Source organism: Bradyrhizobium sp. STM 3562 (genome assembly GCF_045571435.1).
Taxonomy (GTDB): domain Bacteria; phylum Pseudomonadota; class Alphaproteobacteria; order Rhizobiales; family Xanthobacteraceae; genus Bradyrhizobium.
On record NZ_CP120694.1, the window covers coordinates 4539889 to 4557834 of the forward strand.

The 17946-nt window shown below is 60.5% G+C and carries 14 protein-coding genes and 1 tRNA gene; 12 read left to right on the top strand and 3 right to left on the bottom strand.

Annotated features, from left to right (window positions below):
* Positions 1 to 36: 36 nt before the first annotated feature.
* Positions 37 to 1392 (bottom strand): bifunctional UDP-N-acetylglucosamine diphosphorylase/glucosamine-1-phosphate N-acetyltransferase GlmU, encoded by a 1356-nt coding sequence (gene glmU, locus P6U23_RS21040; protein ID WP_407174517.1) that lies wholly within the window; start codon positions 1390 to 1392, stop codon positions 37 to 39.
* 135 nt (positions 1393 to 1527) lie between these two features.
* Here glmU and P6U23_RS21045 point away from each other — a divergent pair, with 135 nt between their 5' ends.
* Both P6U23_RS21045 and P6U23_RS21050 read left to right on the top strand, forming a co-directional pair.
* Entirely contained in the window at positions 1528 to 3021 is a 1494-nt protein-coding gene (locus tag P6U23_RS21045; protein ID WP_407174518.1) for a hypothetical protein, read from the top strand.
* Positions 3022 to 3122: 101 nt separating this feature from the next.
* Complete coding sequence (locus P6U23_RS21050) at positions 3123 to 3503, top strand: hypothetical protein (RefSeq protein ID WP_407174519.1); 381 nt, start codon at positions 3123 to 3125, stop codon at positions 3501 to 3503.
* On the opposite strand, the gene P6U23_RS21055 is transcribed toward P6U23_RS21050, so the two are convergent.
* A complete protein-coding gene (locus P6U23_RS21055) occupies positions 3463 to 5085 on the bottom strand; it encodes a beta-(1-6) glucans synthase (protein WP_407174520.1) in 1623 nt (540 codons plus the stop codon). The two genes, P6U23_RS21050 and P6U23_RS21055, sit on opposite strands and share 41 nt — an antisense overlap.
* Positions 5086 to 5337: 252 nt before the next feature.
* Between P6U23_RS21055 and P6U23_RS21060 the strand changes: the two genes are divergently transcribed.
* The 4 genes from P6U23_RS21060 (at position 5338) to P6U23_RS21075 (ending at position 9848) form a co-directional block, all read left to right on the top strand.
* Complete coding sequence (locus P6U23_RS21060) at positions 5338 to 5913, top strand: beta-1-3, beta-1-6-glucan biosynthesis protein (protein ID WP_407174521.1); 576 nt, start codon at positions 5338 to 5340, stop codon at positions 5911 to 5913.
* A 195-nt stretch (positions 5914 to 6108) separates the two neighbouring features.
* Positions 6109 to 8775, top strand: a complete 2667-nt coding sequence (locus P6U23_RS21065; RefSeq protein ID WP_407174522.1) for a glycosyltransferase — start codon at positions 6109 to 6111, stop codon at positions 8773 to 8775.
* Positions 8776 to 8990: 215 nt separating this feature from the next.
* Positions 8991 to 9066: transfer RNA gene (locus P6U23_RS21070), tRNA-Lys, on the top strand.
* A gap of 458 nt (positions 9067 to 9524) precedes the next feature.
* On the top strand, positions 9525 to 9848 hold the full coding sequence (locus P6U23_RS21075) for a hypothetical protein (RefSeq protein WP_407174523.1): 324 nt from the start codon (positions 9525 to 9527) through the stop codon (positions 9846 to 9848).
* 72 nt (positions 9849 to 9920) lie between these two features.
* On the opposite strand, the gene P6U23_RS21080 is transcribed toward P6U23_RS21075, so the two are convergent.
* The gene (locus P6U23_RS21080) at positions 9921 to 10349 is read right to left on the bottom strand and encodes a hypothetical protein (RefSeq protein ID WP_407174524.1); all 429 of its coding nucleotides are present in this window, start codon (positions 10347 to 10349) and stop codon (positions 9921 to 9923) included.
* A gap of 164 nt (positions 10350 to 10513) precedes the next feature.
* On the opposite strand from P6U23_RS21080, the gene P6U23_RS21085 reads away from it, so the two are divergent.
* The 6 genes from P6U23_RS21085 (at position 10514) to P6U23_RS21110 (ending at position 17752) form a co-directional block, all read left to right on the top strand.
* Positions 10514 to 10996 carry a thermonuclease family protein gene (locus P6U23_RS21085; RefSeq protein WP_407181532.1) on the top strand — a complete coding sequence of 161 codons (483 nt, stop codon included), beginning with the start codon at positions 10514 to 10516 and terminating at the stop codon, positions 10994 to 10996.
* 10 nt (positions 10997 to 11006) lie between these two features.
* Positions 11007 to 11669 carry an SOS response-associated peptidase gene (locus P6U23_RS21090; protein WP_407174525.1) on the top strand — a complete coding sequence of 221 codons (663 nt, stop codon included), beginning with the start codon at positions 11007 to 11009 and terminating at the stop codon, positions 11667 to 11669.
* A gap of 149 nt (positions 11670 to 11818) precedes the next feature.
* A complete protein-coding gene (locus P6U23_RS21095; RefSeq protein ID WP_407174526.1) occupies positions 11819 to 13399 on the top strand; it encodes a recombinase family protein in 1581 nt (526 codons plus the stop codon).
* 153 nt (positions 13400 to 13552) lie between these two features.
* Entirely contained in the window at positions 13553 to 13864 is a 312-nt protein-coding gene (locus tag P6U23_RS21100; RefSeq protein WP_407174527.1) for a hypothetical protein, read from the top strand.
* Positions 13865 to 14028: 164 nt separating this feature from the next.
* Entirely contained in the window at positions 14029 to 15306 is a 1278-nt protein-coding gene (locus P6U23_RS21105; protein ID WP_407174528.1) for an acyltransferase family protein, read from the top strand.
* Positions 15307 to 15772: 466 nt separating this feature from the next.
* Entirely contained in the window at positions 15773 to 17752 is a 1980-nt protein-coding gene (locus tag P6U23_RS21110) for a hypothetical protein (RefSeq protein ID WP_407174529.1), read from the top strand.
* Positions 17753 to 17946: the final 194 nt, after the last annotated feature.

Consider the following 17946-nt stretch of genomic DNA (forward strand, 5'->3'; position numbering starts at 1 on the left):
ATGTAAGAAACTAGTGCACTGCCCCTATTCTTTCGCTCAGTCTTTCGGCTTCTTGTCCTTCGTCTTCAATTCGCGATAGCGCGTCGCACCGCCCTCGCGGATGCTTTGCGGACTGCGCTCCACGGCCATGGCATCGTCGGGCACGTCCTTGGTGATCACCGAGCCCGAGCCGATATAGGCGCCGTTGCCGATCTTCACCGGCGCGACCAGCGAGGAGTTGGTGCCGACAAAGGCGCCCTTGCCGATCATGGTCTTGTGTTTGGAGAAGCCGTCATAATTGCAGGTGATGGTGCCGGCGCCGATATTGGTGTTGGCACCGACCTCGGCATCGCCGATGTAAGAGAGGTGATTGACCTTGACGCCGGCTTCCAGCCGCGCCGCCTTCGTTTCCACGAAATTGCCGATCCTTGCGCCGTCGCCGAGCGAGGTCCCCGGCCTCAAGCGCGCATAAGGTCCGACCGATGCGCGGCTGCCGATCTCGGCCTGCACCAGATGCGAGAAGGAATGGATCACCGCGCCATCGCCGATGGTCACGCCGGGCCCGATCACCACGAATGGCTCGATGGTGACGTCTTTTCCGAATTGCGTGTCCGTGGCGAGGAAAACCGTCTCAGGCGCGATCATGGTGACACCGGCATCGAGTGCAGCCTGGCGAAGCCGCGCCTGCATGACGGCCTCCGCTTCCGCAAGCTGTGCCTTGGTGTTGATGCCGCGCACTTCATCCTCGTTTGTTTCGATCACGACGGCCTCCAATCCCATGTCTCTCACGATGGCGACGGCATCGACCAGATAATATTCGCCCTTGCTGTTGGCGTTGCCGATCTTTTCGAGAATAGAAAGCGCCTTGTCGCCGGCGAACGCCATCACGCCGGCATTGCACAGGTCGATCTTGCGCTCCGCCGCGCTGGCATCAGCATGCTCGCGGATGGCTGCGAGCCGGCCGCCTTCGAGCAGAAGTCGGCCATAGCCGGTGGGATCCGCGGCGCGGAAGCCGAGGACACTAAGGGCCGCGCCCTCGCTCAGCGGTGCGCGAAGCCGCTCGAAGGTCGCAGCGGAGATCAAGGGCGTGTCGCCGAAGGCGACCAGCAGATCGTCAGGCCTGCGTGCGATCGCCTCGCGCGCGGCCAGCACCGCATGCGCTGTCCCGAGCCGCTCGCGCTGGATGAAGATGGAGGCGTCGGGACGAAGCCGCTTCACTTCATCGGCCACTGCCTGATGGTCAGGCCCGATCACCACGGCAAGCGAGGCGCCAGCGCCCTTGGGCGCGGCCTGCAGGACATGGGACAGCAGCGATTGCCCGGCGATCGGATGCAATACTTTCGCCAATTGCGAGCGCATCCGCGTGCCCTCGCCGGCCGCGAGCACCACTGTCAGGCTGGATCGAGCGTTCATTGCTGTCCTTTTCGCAAACTTGTCGTCAGCGCGCCGTCATAAAGCGTTTTTCCCGCCCCGCAAATGTCCGGGATTCAAGATCGGCCGCCAATTCCTGTTAATGTTTCCCTGTGATTCGTTGAGGTTCCCCTTCGTATGGCAAAGGAAACGGACAAAAAGGCCGGCGCCTTCGAGCTCGAAAATCCCGGGCTTCTGTCCGGGCTTTTCGCCGAAGAGAATGAATTCGACCGGCGCGCTTTATTGAGGATTGGGACCTGGGGAGTGACCGCGGTCGGCGCCGTGGTCCTCGCGGTCGTCTCCAACCAATCGTCGCTGGGTTGGCGGCGCGAGCAGGTTGCGGCCGCCGATCTCGCGCGCCAGGCCCAGCAAATCCAGGCGCTCGCGCGCGAAAGCCAGAACGAGACGCGACGGCTCGTTTCCGCGATCGAGACGCTGAACAGCGACCGCGACCGGCTGTTTGCCCGCGTCACGGTGCTCGAGCAAGGACTGGACTCGGTCACCGGCGCGCTCGCAAAACAGAGCCCGGTCCCGCAAGCGGCACCCGCGCCGCAAGCCTCCGCCGTCCCGCCCATGTCGGCGCAAAGTGCGGTGACGCAGCCGGCCGCGCAAAGTGTCGCAACAGCAGTCCCGGCGCCCGTTCCGGCCCCGGTGACGACCACGACGGCAGCCCCGCTTGCCGCGGATAAATCACACGCGGACGCGGCCAAACCTGAAACGCAGGCTCCTGCATCAGCGGCCACAAACGCGAACGCATCGGCGGCGCCTTTAAACCCGGCAGCCGCCGCATCGCTGATGGCGAAATCCATGATCGGTCCACCCGAGCCGGCCGCAGCGAAACCAGCCGAGCCGGCCAAGGGGGGCGAGATCAAGGCGGGCGAGGTCAAGGCGGCCGACGCCAAGATCACCGATGCCAGGATCGCCGAGGCCAAGATCGCCGAGGCTAAGGCAGCCGTTACCAAGATAGCCGATGCTAAAACACACGATATCAAGACGGCCGATGCAAAAGCGCCTGATGTAAAGACGGCCGACGCCAAAGGCACGAACGCGCCGGCGACTCCCTCGGCTGCGCCGCCGGCGGCTTCGCAGCGGCCACCGCCCGAACTGACCGCCTTGGCGTCGGCCAAAAACTCAGAAGCGCCGGAGCAAGCGACGGTTACGGTCGATGTGCAGCGGACGGATTTTGCGGTGGATCTGGGCAGCGCCAATTCGCTCGGCGGCCTGCGCGCGCTCTGGCGCGGGGTGCGGCATTCAAACGCAGCTCTCGCCACTTTGAGCCCCATCATCATGGTGAAGGAAGGCAATAACGGGCTGGGCATGCAGCTCCATCTGGCGGCAGGCCCGCTCAAGGATGCAGCGACGGCCGCAAAGATCTGCGCGGCGCTCGTCGAGCACAAGCACGGTTGCGAAACCACGGTCTATGATGGTCAGCGTTTGGCCATGACGGGCGACGAGAGTCAGCCGCTTTCGGCGGCGGCCAAGCCACTGCCCGAGGCCAAGCAAGGTTTCTACAAGCGGAGCAAGCACGCCAAGAAAGAGGAACCGCCGCCGGCGGCCGCGGCCCCACCCCCGCCTCCGCCCCCGCAGCCGGAGCAGCCATCCGCCCTTTCGACGCTGTTCGGCAGGCATTAAATTACCCTCGTCTTTGCAGCGGGTTGGGTGTAGGTCTGCAAGCCCCGGCAGGATCAGCCGGGGCACACCGTCGTTTCGCCTCCATTCGACTTCGATCAGGCATGAAGAAAACTCCGTTCCGGCTCACGCCCTATCAGGTGCAATGGCTCCTTATCGTGGGCTTCGTCAGCGTCGGCTATGCACTGTACCTGCGCTATCTCGCGATCGAGTTCTCGACCGTGGCGTTGGCCTGCGATGCCGGCCTGCGGACCGTGCTGTGCACGTCGCGCTCGGTCGCGACGGCGCTGTTCAAGAACAACGTGTTCGGCATCGTCGCGGTGGTGATCGCGGCATTGCACGTCATCCGCCCCTCCATCGTGCTGCTGACGGGAGGGTTGATCGTGGCGGGCCTTGGGATCGTGCTCTACAACGTCGCGCTCTCGGGGATCGCGATCGGCCTGCTCATTTTAGGCTTTGCGCGGCCCGCCCCCGCCACAGCGTGACAGCGAACAGCGCATAGATTGCGCAGGTCCACACCGACTGCCAGTTATCCCGGCCCTCGTTGAAGCCGACATAGATCGCCGACATCGCGAGCAGGCCGGCGAAGACGGCTTCCGCGAGCGGGCGCTGGCCCTGCTGCGGCCGGTTCAGCGTCAAGAGCGCGAACGGCACCACCGCCATCGTCAGCGAAGCAAACGGGAAATCGCGGTAGCGCGGATCGAAGACAAAGCCGAGCGCAGTTTCGCAAGCGATCACTGCGGTCACAATCAAGGCCGCCCCCAAGACCAGGGTCAAAGCCTCGCGGCGCTTGTCGTCGCGCGGGCCGAGCAGGTCCAGGAAGGTCGGCAGCGAGCGTCCGGACACCAGCGCATTGGCGCACAGGATGGGTGAGGCAATCCCGGCGGCGAACAGCGCGCCCCATTGCAGCCAGCCGCCCCAACCGTAGCTTTCATAGAACATCTTGTCGGCGGCAACACCGAACAGGATTCCGGCCGTGGTCGCGGAAATCCCCACCGCGATCCAGGAGCTCAACCGCGGCGTCCAGGGCCTACGGCGTAGCGTGAGAAGCGCGGTGGCGAACACAAATACGCTGATCAACATGCCCGCCGCCATCTGCCACTTCCAGAGCGGATAATTGCTGATCGGCACGCCGGGCGGATATTTCAGCTCGCGCCGGGCCGCATCGAACAGGCCCCAGAAGCCGCCGACCGTTCCCTCGAGCTGCCGTTTCCAGGGCTGGTCGTAGGCCTCGATCAGGTTGACGCGAAAATTCTCCCGCTTGGCGAGCGACAGGATCTCCGAGACCACCCGCGCCTGGTTGGTCCGCGACGGCAGCGCGCCTTCGCGCATCCGCCCTGCGCTTGGCCATCCCGTCTCGCCGATCAGGATCTCCTTGCCGGGAAAAGCCACTGCCATCTGCTGGCGGATCGAATCGACATGGGCGGCGGCGAATTTGGAGCGGATTGGGAAGTCTTCCCAATAAGGCAGGATGTGAATGGTGATGAAATCGACCGCATCGTAGATTTCGCGGTTCTTCAGCCAGTATTCCCAGACGTCCGCATAGGTGACCGGGACCGTCACCTGCGATTTCACCGAGCGAATGGTGGCCGCCAGATCGTTGACCGTCATCTCCCCGCGCAGCAGCACCTCATTGCCGACCACGACGGCCGTAATGACGTCGGGATATTGCTTGGTCAGCCTCACCACGGTCGCGATCTGGTTCAGGTTCTTGAAGCGGCTGTTGCTGAGCCAGATGCCCTGGATGACTTTCAGCCCGACCTTTTGCGCAATACCCGCGACCTGATCCTGCCCGTACTCGATCGAATAGGTGCGCACGCATTCGGTGACCTTGGCGAGTTGCCTCAGGTCCTGCTCGATCTGCTCTGCCGAGATATGGACATTCCCGCTGAGCGGCGACTGCGCGTCGCGAAACGGCGCGTAGGAGACGCATTGCAGCTTGGCGCTGGGATCGATCGGCGCGCGCTCGAGCATGATGGGCGTGGCCAGCCACCACCACACGGCAGCGATCGCGCCCAACGAGACGAGCAACAGCGCCAGTGGCGTACGAAAAGAAATCAGTTCCATCCTCCAGGCGGGGGAAGCGTCGATTAGCCGGAAGCCGGCCGTCTGCCAAGAGCCGGAAGCGCCTTCTTTCCAGACCAGTCGTCACAGGATTTTACCACAAAGCGATAAAGTTGTGACTTTGCTGGACAAAATCCGAAATACAGGTCATGGGATCAGCGTTGCGTCTCTGCCGCATTGGAGACCCATTTGAACGGCATCACCGGTCATATCCGCGGCGGAGGCGGCGGAAGGACTGCAACAATTGGGGAATCCATGCGTCGACGGGTGCTTGAGCTTAAGAACATCACTGTGCGCCGTCTCGCTGTCCTCGGGCTCATCGCCCTCTTGAGCATCGGAACTGCCTTCGCCCAAAGTGGCGATAACAAGGCCCAGGAGCAATCGGGCAAACCCGCCGCCAACCAGGCCGACGCGGCCAAGGAGAGTCAGCACAAGATCGACCAGTTCGTCGAAGCGGCGCAGGCCATCAACGGCCCTGCCGGAAACCCCGAATGCGTCTGGCTCGGCCGGCGCGTGGTGCAACTCGTCTGGGTCGACGATCTCGACACCGCCTTCCGTCACCTCGATCTCTATGACCGCTTCGGCTGCCCCGGTGGCCACATCCAGGCGGCTTTCCGCTGCCTGACCCGTTTCGCCAACCAGATCGACGACAAGGTCCCCAACAGTCTGCGGGATCACGTCCACGCCTGCTGGATCAATCCGGGCGCCCAGCCGCAGGCGGTGGCGGCCGCGCCGTCGAACCCGCCCGCGACCGCAGGTGCAACTCCCGCGCCGACGCCAACTCCGGCCAATCCGCAGCCGCAAGCCTCGCCGCAGCCGCCCGCGAAATAGTCAGCCCGCGTTCAGGTTTGATGGGCTAGCAACCATCTGGACCATGCGAGTTGAATGCTGCGCCCTTAAAACGCCATGGCGTCATATCAGTTGTTTAATGGCGTGGCAGGACTATCCTTTAGTCGCCGTCGTGGCGGTCGAACCTAGGGGACAGGTTCGCATGTCCCACTGCATGCCCCATCTGGTCTAGTCGCGATGCGCGCCGTCGTTGCCGTTCTGCTGTTTGTCAGCGCCGTTCACGCGGCGCTCTGGGGGATTCTTCAGGACAAGCAGGAGGCGCCTGATTTCAAGGGCATGCTGCCCAGCGTCTCCTACGCACCGTTCGAAGGCACGGCCCACCCGGACGTCGACAACATCCCGACGATCGAACGCATCCGCGCCGACATGAAGAAGCTCGCGACGATAACGCGGGCGATCCGTCTTTATTCGTCGACCGGAGGCGTCGAGCTGGTGCCGCCGATCGCCGCCGAGTTTGGGCTCAAGGTCACCGTCGGCGCGTGGATCGACAAAAACTCCGATCGCAACGAGCGCGAGATCGAGGCCGCGATCAACCTCGCCCGCCGCAATAGCAACGTGATCGGCATCGTCGTCGGCAACGAGACGATCTACCGCGGCGAACAGAAGGTCGACGACCTGATCGAGCTCATCAAGCGGGTGAAGAAATCGGTCAACGTTCCCGTCACGACCGGCGAAATCTGGAACATCTGGCGCGACAATCCGTCGCTGGCGTCGAACGTCGATTTCATCGCCGCGCACGTTCTGCCCTATTGGGAGAATTTCTCCTCCGCCCAGGCCGTCGACCAGGCCGTCTATCTTTACCAGTTGCTGCGCGAGAAATATCCCGGCAAGCGGGTGGTCATCGCCGAGTTCGGCTGGCCCAGCGCCGGCTACAATCTGCTCAATGCCGACCCCGGGCCGTTCCAGCAGGCCAAGGTCCTGCGTAATTTCGTTACCCGGGCCGAATCCATCGGCATGGAATACAACATCGTCGAGGCGATCGATCAGCCCTGGAAATTCTTCGAGGGCGGCGTCGGCCCCTATTGGGGCGTCCTCAACGCCGCGCGCGAGCCGAAGTTTTCCTGGACCGGACCGATCGTGAACCCGGATTACTGGAAGCTCGCCACGATCGCGCTTCTGGTCGGCATCCTGATGTCGCTGCCGATCCTGAGCATGGCAGCGCCGACCGCGCTGCAGGCCCTGGTGCTCTCGGCCGCCGCCAACGGCGTCGGCGCCTGGATCGCCACCGTGTTCGCCTATTGGAACGGCCATTACTTCGTGTTCGGCTCGGCGTTCGCGCTGACCCTGGGCCTCATCCTGCTGGTGCCGCTGATCCTGATCGCGATGGCACGGATCGAGGAGATCGCGGCCGTCGCATTCGGCCATCTGCCGCGCCGCCTGCTGGTCAAGGGCAGGAACATGCGCGCCAATCCGGCGGACGCCGCATATCCGAAAGTATCGATCCACGTGCCGGCCTATTTCGAGCCGCCGGAGATGCTGAAGCAGACGCTCGATGCGCTGGCCCGGCTCGACTATCCGAACTTCGAATGCGTCGTCATCATCAACAACACGCCGGATCCGGCGTTCTGGCAGCCGATCCAGGATCACTGCCGCGCGCTCGGCGAGCGCTTCAAGTTCATCAATGCCGAAAAGGTCTCGGGCTTTAAGGCCGGCGCGCTGCGCATCGCCATGGACCGCACGGCGGCTGACGCGGAGATCGTCGGCATCATCGACGCCGATTATGTGGTTCACCCCGACTGGCTGAAGGATCTGGTGCCGGTCTTCAACGATCCGCGCGTCGGACTCGTGCAGGCGCCGCAGGACCATCGCGACGAAGACCGCTCGCTGATGCATTACGTCATGAACGGCGAATATGCCGGCTTCTTCGACATCGGCATGGTCCAGCGCAACGAGGAGAACGCCATCATCGTGCACGGCACGATGTGCCTGATCCGCCGCGCGGCCATGGACATGGCCGGCGGCTGGTCGAGCGACACCATCTGCGAGGACACCGATCTCGGCCTTGCGATCCAGGAACTCGGCTGGCTCACGCATTACACCAACAGCCGTTACGGCCAGGGCCTCCTGCCCGACACTTACGAAGCCTTCAAGAAGCAGCGCCATCGCTGGGCCTATGGCGGCTTCCAGATCGTCAAGAAGCACTGGCGGCGTTTCCTGCCCGGCGCGAGCCGGCTGACGCCGGATCAGAAGCGCGAATTCTCGCTCGGCTGGCTGAACTGGCTCGGCGCGGAAAGCCTGGGCGTGCTGGTGGCGATCCTGAACCTGATCTGGGTGCCGATCGTGGCCTTTGCCGACATCGCCATTCCCGACCGCATCCTGACGCTGCCGATCATCGCGGCCTTCGTAGTCTCGCTCGGGCATTTCCTGGTGATGTACCGCCTGCGGGTACCGGTGAAGACCGGGCAGATGCTGGGCGCGATGATTGCGGCCATGAGCGTGCAATGGACGGTGTGCCGCGCGGTTGCGCAGGGCCTGATTACTGAGCACCTGCCCTTTGCGCGGACATCCAAGGGCGGGCTGTCGCGGATGTCGATTGAGTTCCAGGCGTTCTGGGAGGCCGTGATCGCCGCGCTGCTGCTGGCCGGCGCGGGCGTGCTGATCGCCACCAACAGCGCGCGGCAGATCCACGAGATCTATATTTTCGCCGTGGTCCTGGTGCTGGAGAGCCTGCCCTTCCTGTCGGCGGTCGCGATCGCCACGCTGGAGCTCTCACGGGCGAACTCTTTTGCCTTCTGGCGCAACACCGCCGTGCGTACGGCGGAACTGATCGGCCTGCGCCCGGTGGCGCTGCCGGTCGCCCCGCCCCAGCGCGCCGGCAGCGAGGTCCCGCGCGACGGCCGCTGATTGGGTTGGATGGTTTTGACGATTCGTGCCTTTATCTTTTAAGAAGGGCGCGTAACGATTGCCTGGAGTTGCGGAATGCGGGCAGAGGCCCGCTTTGCAAGGGTCCCATTCGCAACTATTGACCCGCGAGGGATCGGCCCCTACACAGCGCGGGCCGGAGCATGGTCCAAGACAAGCCGCGACGCCTTGGATGCGGCAACCATGGTCAGGGGAGCGAGCGCGTAGCTCAGACGGTAGAGCACGTGACTTTTAATCACGGGGTCCTGGGTTCGATCCCCAGCGCGCTCACCAAGGATTTCAACGACTTAGTTGGATATAGGCTCGGTTCGGTCCCTTGTTGTACAACCAAGGGAACACCACCATGCACTCTCAAACCGAGGACATTTACGGATATACGCCACAGCCAGGCGAGACCTTGATTCACTCTGATGAGGTCGCTTGCATCCTGGTCTATCGAAATGGCCAGCCGAACAAGATCATTTATCCGGACGGCCGCGTAGAACCCTTTAGTCCGCGCGATAGGCCGAAGGCGGGCTAAGCGTGTCTTTTGGAGCTGCTGACGATGACTGGACGCCATGGGACCGGCGTCGTTCGGGGGTACTGTCCGTATTTAGGCCCCAGTGTCCTAAGTTGAGTAAAGGAGTGCCCTAATTCCGAATGTCACACGAAGCCTTTGAGCCCCAGATCGGCATGAAGTAGCATCCTAAGTGCGCCACTATCGACGCTTGTACAGCAATGGAGCTTTTGCAATGTCAAATGGTCCAGCGATAGTTTGCTACGGCGAAGTCGATGATCGGCAGAAACCACCACACGACCTTCGTGTATATCCCTCCGGGTCTGTCCATCTCACGCGTGATAAACCCGGCGTGTTCAATTTCGCATTTTTGCGCCCTATAGCCCTAAAGAATCCTCCTATTGTGATACTGACAAGTGCAGGCTTGGCGGGCGATGGCACCCAGTGGACGAATGTTTATGTGCGAGACGTGACGAATACCGACTTCAGGGTGGTCGGCTATCTGAATGGCGGTAATGCAAACACCACTTTCTCCTTCCTGGTGCTTTCTGCAGGCTGATTAAATCAAAGAGGCCGCCTCAGTTGGCGGCCTCTCTCCTAATTTAATTAGGATAGCACCGAGCGGGCCTGTCTATCGATCTTCGTCCGGATGTACCCAAACATAGGGCGTAATCTCCCGTTCCTCGGTTAGCCTGATCATATGCACGGGCGGAGCATGCCTGCCCTTGCGGCATGATCGGCATTTGAGCGAGGCCTCCAGCTTCCAAATCGGGGTGCTACGCGGACGGCGGATCGCGTCCAACGGGATACTCGCCTTGGTCTCGCAGCGATGACACTTCACCTCCAGCCAGCCATAACCACCATTGAGGCATTGAGCGATCGTGGGGGATGGCTGGGCAGGTCCCCCAAAGCCTTCCATACGGAGGGACCAGGCGTGAGCCTCGGCTCGATCGGCCTCACGGATGGCCTCCGTAGCCCGCTTACGGGCGGCCTCGGCGTTCACCCTGGCCGCACTGACGCGCCCACCCCAAATTACCTCACGCGACTTCGTGCTGTTCATGGGCTAGATTACAGCGAACCCAGCCGCCGTTTTCAACGCCACTAGGATTAGAGGCCCGGAACGGCTTGGGCATACCAGTGCTTTGCGAATGCAGTTCTTACCACAGTATTCCACGGGCTCAATTTGGCGCGGGCCTGTTGTTCGCCGCCTCGATGCTAACGGTGATGGCGCCCGCCGAGGCTGATGACTTAGTTGGGCAAGCAAACATCGTCGACGGCGATACCCTCGAGATCCACGGCAATCGCATCCGGCTCTGGGGAATTGATGCCCCCGAAAGCACCCAACTCTGCCGCGGCGATGACAGCGAGCAATATCGCTGTGGCGCCCAAGCAGCCAACGATCTAGATTCCTTCATTGCCCAGCGGCCTGTGAACTGTAATCCAATCAGTCTCGACCGATATGGGCGGACGGTAGCGATGTGTATGGTCGGGGGCGCCGATCTTGGCGAATGGCTGGTACGAAACGGTCTCGCTTTAGATTGGCCGGAATACTCCCGTGGAAAGTACGGCGCGGCTCAAAGGAAGGCCGAGCAATCCGGGCGAGGAATATGGAAGGGCAGCTACGTTGAACCCTGGTTATACAGGGTGTGCATCCGGGCCGGCGGCAGACCAGCCAATTGCTCGGACGACGCAAACGCTCATCCATAACGGCGGCATCATGTGCAATCTTTACAGCATCACAACTAACCAAGCCGCCATTATCGCCCTGTTTCGGGTCGTCAACCGCTACGTCGGCAACCTGCCGCCAATGCCTGGAGTGTTTCCTGACTACCCGGCCCCGGTCATCCGCAACACCGAGACTGGAACCGAGATGCTGACGATGCGCTGGGGCATGCCGCCTCCGCCGCGCATGGGCGGTGCGCCGGTCACGAACATCCGCAACACGTCCTCGCCGCATTGGCGCATGTGGCTCAAGCCCGAAAACCGCTGCCTGGTGCCGGCCAACAGCTTCGCCGAGTACGCGCCGGAGCCGAACCCCGAGACGAAAAAGAAAGACGTCGTGTGGTTCGCGCTCAATGAGGACCGGCCGCTGTTCGCATTCGCCGGCATCTGGACCACGTTCAACGGCGACCGCGGGACCAAGTCGAAGCCTATCCCGGGACCGCATCAGGTCTATGGCTTCTTAACAACCGAGGCGAATGCCGTCGTGAAGCCGATCCATCCAAAGGCAATGCCTGTGATCCTGACCACAGAGGAAGAACGCGACGTATGGATGCAGGCGCCGTGGGACGAGGCGAAGGCACTACAGCGGCCTCTCCCGGATGACGCGCTCCAAATCGTGATGCGTGGTGCGGAGAAGGAAGACCGGGCGGCGGCGTAGGTTTGGGCCGGTCTAGTACGTCCGCTTGTAAGCAAGGGCGGACGATCTCGGTCTCGGACACTTCCAACCGTGACCCATTGCGGACACAACAGAGCGCTCGATTTCGCTGCGGTTCCAAGGCTCAGTCCAGCAAGGCAGGGAGGCACGAAATGGCTAACGCATTGATCGTTCGCCCATCGTCCGATGTGTTGTCGCCGACAAACGCTGGTCGCGCCGCCCAATACGTCCGCATGTCGACCGACCATCAGCGCTACTCTACGCAAAACCAAGCTGCCGCCATGGCAGTCTATGCCGCGCAGCATAGCCTCGTGATTGTTCGCACGTATGCGGATGAGGGCAGAAGCGGACTTCGTATTCACCACCGCGAGGGCTTGATTGAACTGATCGATGATGTTCGCAATAGTCGGGCAGACTTTGACCACATCCTTGTCTATGACGTGAGCCGTTGGGGCAGATTTCAGGATGTCGATGAAAGCGCCTATTACGAGTTCATCTGCCGTCAGGCGGGGATCAAGGTTTGCTACTGCGCCGAGGAGTTCGACAACGATGGTAGCGTCATCGCGAGCATTGTGAAGAACCTCAAGCGCGTAATGGCGGCCGAATACTCAAGGGAGCTTTCGGTGAAGGTCCACACTGGCGCATGCCGCGTAGCCAGCCTCGGATTTAAGCAGGGTGGCGCCGTTAGCTATGGGCTCCAGCGCGAGTTGGTCGATGAAGATGGGCGTTCGAGATGCATTCTGGCCAAGGGCCAGCGTAAGCATTTGCATACGGACCGAGTCGTGGTCCGGCCCGGCCCGGAGCGCGAGCAACGAGTCGTGGCCCAAATTTTTCGGGAGTATGTCGTTCACCGCAGGTCCCAAGCGTCAATCGCCCGCTTGCTCAACAATGAACAAATTCCCAACCATCGGGGAACGCCGTGGTCTGACGCGATGATCGGCAACATCTTGAGCAATGAGGCGTACATCGGCAACAGCGTCTACAATCGCAAGTCATTCCGGCTCAAGCAGGTGATGAAGAAGAACCCGCCAGAGCTGTGGATTAGAGCTACGGGCTTGTACGAACCGATTGTTGACAAGAGCATTTTCCTCAAAGCTCAAGAATTACTGAAAGACCAATATGTCAGGCTCTCCGATGAGCACCTTCTAAACAAGCTGCAAGAGGCCCTCTCAGTGCATAGAAAGCTCAGTGTTTCGATTATGGCAGCGATGGACGGGATGCCGAGCGCCGCCCTCTATGCATATCGGTTCGGCAGCTTGCGGGAAGCCTTCCGCCGTGTCGGCTATGTCAATTCAGAACGCGATTTTGACTACCTTGACGCGCGCCAACAATCCGACGGCGAGTTGTTGAGGCAGGCATCGGCCCTTGCCACTCGCATCAGAGCGTTTGGTGCCGCCGCCATTTTCGACGCCGAAACTAAGGTGATGACAGTTGACAGCAGACTGACCATCTCGCTGCGCATAGCACGCTACTATGTCGCGCCGCGTCACGCGCCCGCTTGGCTGGTTCATCGACGGAAAATCGAGCCTGCCGGACTTATTTTGGCGCTGAGACTGGACGAGGAAACAAACAGAGAGGTTATCGACTACTTCTTGCTACCCTTGAAGGAAATGGCCAAGGAGCGGATCAATCTCACTGCAACGCCCCGCTCGCGCTTCGCGGCTTATCGCTGCCCTACCGTGAATGACGTTTTGCGAGCCGTTATGTCAAAAGTTGCGGCCCTACCGACGTGAGGGCGGTGGCTCCAGCGGACCTTGTTCCGCTTGTCTCCCTCTGGGCCCATCTCGGAAGTATCGCTCATGTCTGAGCTTCCGCATTCAGCGGACCAAGAGGGTGCAGTCTGTTGGCGTATTGCGCGTCGTGAGCGAAGCAGCTAATTCCGAACCATGAAATTCGTCAGCGACCGCCCCTTCGCCGATCCCGAGGTCGCCGCGCGCAAGCTCCTCGAAATCGCCCACAGGGTCCAAGCGGTCCAGGACGGCCGGATCCACATCGAAAAGATCAACTGGCCTTTTCTAACGGACCCTGCGATCAGGGGCACTCCGTCCGAATACAAGGCGGCCCTTGAGTTTGCCGTCGCCAAGGGCTGGTTCTGGAGACCGCCGCAACAAGTTCGCGACCTGCTCTTAACCATTGCGGCGACACAGGCAGCGTTGATTACGTGGCTCCGCCCTTCGTGCGGAAATAAATCGCAATGAACTGCAACCGGTTCCGACAAATTACAACCGTCTGGAAGTTCGTGGGGAAGCTTCGCTCGTTGTGGTTGCCGGCGAGGTGGTGAGTTGTTACCGTCGGGGTCAGTTCGCGCAGCCCTGCCGCAGGGGGAATGCGGTATTACCACTGACGCGCGATGGGTGGGTATATGCACGTTCATGTCGCCGGACGCGCTGAGGAAGCGCGCATTCGCTATCTCGATGGTCTCAGAGGTGTTGCGGCGCTCACCGTTCTGATCAGCCACACGATTATGACGGTCATACCCGCCATCATCACTCTCCAGCCCAACGACAGTTTGGCGGATCCGGCACTGGTTCAGTTCGCCATTGGGGTCGGTAAATCGCCGATCGGATTGCTGTGGAACGGCAACTCCGCAGTCTGCATCTTCTTCGTTCTCAGCGGCTACGTCATGGCCGATTTCGCCGCCGGCACGCGGCTTGGATTTACTGCGCAGATCGTGCGGCGCTATGTTCGCCTGGCCCTGCCGATCTTGCTAATCTCAACTTTCGCGTACCTTCTCCTGCGGTTCGGGCTATTTCACAATGCGCAGGCCAGCAAGATTTTAGGAAGCGCCTGGCTCGGACACTGGTATCAGTTCGGGCCATCTGGCCGGGTGATGGCGTTCGAGGCGCTGATCGGAACGTTCCTGACCGGATCTGCGGAGTACAACTGCAATATCTGGACGATGCGGACAGAGCTCGTCGGCTCTTTGTACATCCTTACGATCGGGGCGATCGGCCGAAACGCCCGCGAGAGAGCCGTGCTTTACGCGCTCTTTGGTGCCGTTTTCTATTCGGAGTATGTCCTCCTCTTCGTGATCGGCGCATTATTTCGCGAGTTTCACGGCAAGATCCATGATCGTGCGTCGCCGACCTGGCTGCCGATCTTGGCGTTCGCTATCGGCTGCTATTTTTGTTCAATGCCGGATGCGTTACCGAATGACCCCTTGCCTTGGTATGATCTGCTCATGCCTCGCATCTTCACCCTCGATAATGCGCGTTACTGGCACTCAATCGGGGCATCTCTTCTGGTGTTTGGGGTCTTGCACTCGTTCGCTGTGCAACGGCTCTTCAGCTCGACGGTCGCGCAATTCCTTGGCCGGATCAGTTTCACGCTCTATCTGATGCATATTCCCCTTCTCTGCAGCTTCACGGCTTGGCTGGTCCTGTTGATGCAGGGACAGGGTGTGGCGGTGATTGCCGCGGTTTGTTTTCCAACCACGATCGCAGTCTGCGTAGTCGCAGCGGCGCTCGCCACTCCTTTCGTAGACGGACAGGCTATCCGCATTTCGCGCCAGATCGGCAAAGCCGTCGACGGCTTCATCAGCCAGACAAAGCCGCGGAGCGAAGCACAGAACACGCTGCAGCCTGCGATCGTGGCCGATACGGGGATCCAGTCAGCGCGAAGCATAGCCAGTGGCCGTTAGTCGCGGCGTGGCCATGGTGAGACACCGCTAGTCGCGTTGGCAGAGCGCTTGTTGGTCATCGGCGTCAGATTGCCGAAATATGCGCTGGATTCACAGCGATCCCCGCTGAGTTCTCCCGAGGACAATTGCCGTTCCGGTCTCGGCGGGGATCATTAGGGGAGCCTTAGCGCCTGTTTGCAACCGATGGCCGTATTCACTCGCGGATCGTGAATGCACGATGTAGTTGAGGGCCGTTTCACGAGGATGAGCCCGCCGTCCATGGTAAGATAGTATCGCTCTGTTGTACAATAGGTATCATAACACAGCAGCTTTGCTCAACATAGCCGGCTGTCAAGTCGGCGGTTCCGACGGTTTGACTTTACCGGGCGGCGCCATATACAACCTAGAATCTATGCAATCTGGAATCGATTTTGCTTGATCGCTAAATCGGTGATTTAGCCGCGGTATGCGGCACGTGGGGCAAGGGATGGGTGTAGGTCCGCATGCTATTCAATTAACCCGTATTATTCAGGAAAAGGGATTTCTCGCCAAAGGCTTCAGCGTTTTGGAATTGGGCAGTCAGGATTTCGCACCGACGCCCGCGGAAGCTCGCAGCGCGATCCGCCGTGAGTTTGCTTTGGATCGCTCCAGCATCTCCACCCCTGGAGATTTTTACAGGGCGATCGGCTGTGAACGATACGAGTGTATCGATCTCGATGGAAAGCACGGGGCCAAGACGTTTGATCTAAACTTCGACATTCGGGAGAAGTACGCTTTCGACGATCAGTTCGATCTGGTGACCAATCACGGCACCACCGAGCACTTGTTGAATCAGCACACCGCCTTTTTGAATGTGCACAATCTGACTGCACCTGACGGCGTTATGCTGCATGGTCTCCCGTTTCAGGGTTATCAGAACCACGGGATGTTCAATTACAATCCTTCGTTCTTTCTGGATCTTGCAACTGCCAATGGCTACGAGATCTTAGGGCTGTATCTGAGCATAAACGACGCGCTGTATCCGTACTCGGAAGAGTTCTTGGCCGCCTATGACGTAAGGTGTTCCGAGGACGTGCTCGTGATGGCTGCTCTCCGTAAGCAGTCCAATACGGCGTTTAAGACGCCGTATGACGGCCGATATTTCACGCTGCACGGGAAAGACAAGATATCAGCGCGTGACGAGGTCGGATCAAGCATTCGTTTTCGCGATCGGGGCGCAGGGGAGGAAACCTCATCTCCTGACCACGAAAGTCCGTCATCCCCTACGCAAAGGGCCGATCGCTATTCGAGACCGTATACCTTCATCACGCCGGTTTGGGGCGAGCCATACGTCGACACTTACGTTCACGTCACTCTCCCCTCGCAATTGTCTGAAGGAAACCTTGGCGCCTTCGCGAGCGGCGAGGTCGAGTACGTCATCGTAACCACGGCCCATGATGAACGCCGGATTCGGTCAAGCGATGCATTCGCAAAGCTGCAAAAGATTGCATCTGTCTCTTTCATTCGACATCAAGCAATCAATGGAGAAACATCGTATCAGCGACAGACGCGCGCTGCGAACCTTGCACTTCGTAGGATTGTAAAGGAAACGGCGGCCTTCTTTTTGACGGCGGACGACTTTTTCGCCGATGGTCTTTTTGGCTACGCCCGCAAGCGCCTGAGTGAAGGCGCTCGGGCCGTCATCGTTCCGACATTGCGAGCGACCCAAGCCGGCTTTAATGCCTACCTGCAGGCATCCGGAGTATCGTCTCTCAAGCCTCGAGAGCTCGTGCGCGCCATCATGCAGCATGAGCATCCTCTGCTGACTTCGGTCGTCATCAATTGTCCGTCGCGGGTCTGGCATGAACTGCCCTCTCAAACTCTGGTGCGCCTGAAGGACGGTTACGTTGGCCGCTGGAACGTCATGCATCCGCTGGCGGTGAAGGTCGCGCCACCGGTGGCAGATATCGAGTCGACCTGGGATTGGAATTATCCAGCGCTGGTTGCGCGCAACGCCGATGACATCGAAATCATCCGGGATTCCGATTGCGGGTTCATCTGCAGTCCTACAGAGATGAACTACTCACAGGACTATCCGATTTTGCGCGGGGCTACTCGTCGAATCCGTATCCGCACGCTGATCGAATGGATCAGTATCAATTGGGGGCTGAATTTTCATTTGCTGCAGACGTCAGATTATGTCCGGCTGCATGCTGGAGACATCGGCCCCGAGTGGAAGGCCGCGGAAGTCGAGCTCGACAAGGTCTGCGGACCGTACATCGCTTTTGTTAAAAAGCGCGCAGCTCGGCAACCGGAGAACCTGCGCAATTCGAACGTCGACCTGCTGTCCCGTCCATTTGCCGGCACTCAACGGTTCATATTGTGGCGTCGCGCAGCTCGCATCTCCATTCGTAGCGCCCGTTCGAGTGTCAAGAATCGTATTTTGACCCTGCTCAGACGCGTAGCCCGTCGGATCGCGAGGGGATGACGGTAGCTCGCGTGGCCAGCGGGCCAAAGTCATGACGTCAAGCCGAATCGAGACATTACGGCCGGGGAGCCATAATGTCAGGTTTGTCCATCCCGGCGATCTGGATTGTTGCCCTTGTGCTCTATCTTGTCGTTGAGCGCGCAGGTCTGCTCTTGCGAGACAGATGGACGGGTTTGTCCACGGGCGGCCGAAAG

Excerpts from the sequence above, each read along its gene's own strand:
- glmU (WP_407174517.1), bottom strand. The coding sequence starts at position 1,392 with ATGAACGCTCGATCCAGCCTGACAGTGGTGCTCGCGGCCGGCGAGGGC.
- P6U23_RS21045 (WP_407174518.1), top strand. The coding sequence starts at position 1,528 with ATGGCAAAGGAAACGGACAAAAAGGCCGGCGCCTTCGAGCTCGAAAAT.
- P6U23_RS21050 (WP_407174519.1), top strand. The coding sequence starts at position 3,123 with ATGAAGAAAACTCCGTTCCGGCTCACGCCCTATCAGGTGCAATGGCTC.
- P6U23_RS21055 (WP_407174520.1), bottom strand. The coding sequence starts at position 5,085 with ATGGAACTGATTTCTTTTCGTACGCCACTGGCGCTGTTGCTCGTCTCG.
- P6U23_RS21060 (WP_407174521.1), top strand. The coding sequence starts at position 5,338 with ATGCGTCGACGGGTGCTTGAGCTTAAGAACATCACTGTGCGCCGTCTC.
- P6U23_RS21065 (WP_407174522.1), top strand. The coding sequence starts at position 6,109 with ATGCGCGCCGTCGTTGCCGTTCTGCTGTTTGTCAGCGCCGTTCACGCG.
- P6U23_RS21075 (WP_407174523.1), top strand. The coding sequence starts at position 9,525 with ATGTCAAATGGTCCAGCGATAGTTTGCTACGGCGAAGTCGATGATCGG.
- P6U23_RS21080 (WP_407174524.1), bottom strand. The coding sequence starts at position 10,349 with ATGAACAGCACGAAGTCGCGTGAGGTAATTTGGGGTGGGCGCGTCAGT.
- P6U23_RS21085 (WP_407181532.1), top strand. The coding sequence starts at position 10,514 with ATGGCGCCCGCCGAGGCTGATGACTTAGTTGGGCAAGCAAACATCGTC.
- P6U23_RS21090 (WP_407174525.1), top strand. The coding sequence starts at position 11,007 with ATGTGCAATCTTTACAGCATCACAACTAACCAAGCCGCCATTATCGCC.
- P6U23_RS21095 (WP_407174526.1), top strand. The coding sequence starts at position 11,819 with ATGGCTAACGCATTGATCGTTCGCCCATCGTCCGATGTGTTGTCGCCG.
- P6U23_RS21100 (WP_407174527.1), top strand. The coding sequence starts at position 13,553 with ATGAAATTCGTCAGCGACCGCCCCTTCGCCGATCCCGAGGTCGCCGCG.
- P6U23_RS21105 (WP_407174528.1), top strand. The coding sequence starts at position 14,029 with ATGCACGTTCATGTCGCCGGACGCGCTGAGGAAGCGCGCATTCGCTAT.
- P6U23_RS21110 (WP_407174529.1), top strand. The coding sequence starts at position 15,773 with ATGGGTGTAGGTCCGCATGCTATTCAATTAACCCGTATTATTCAGGAA.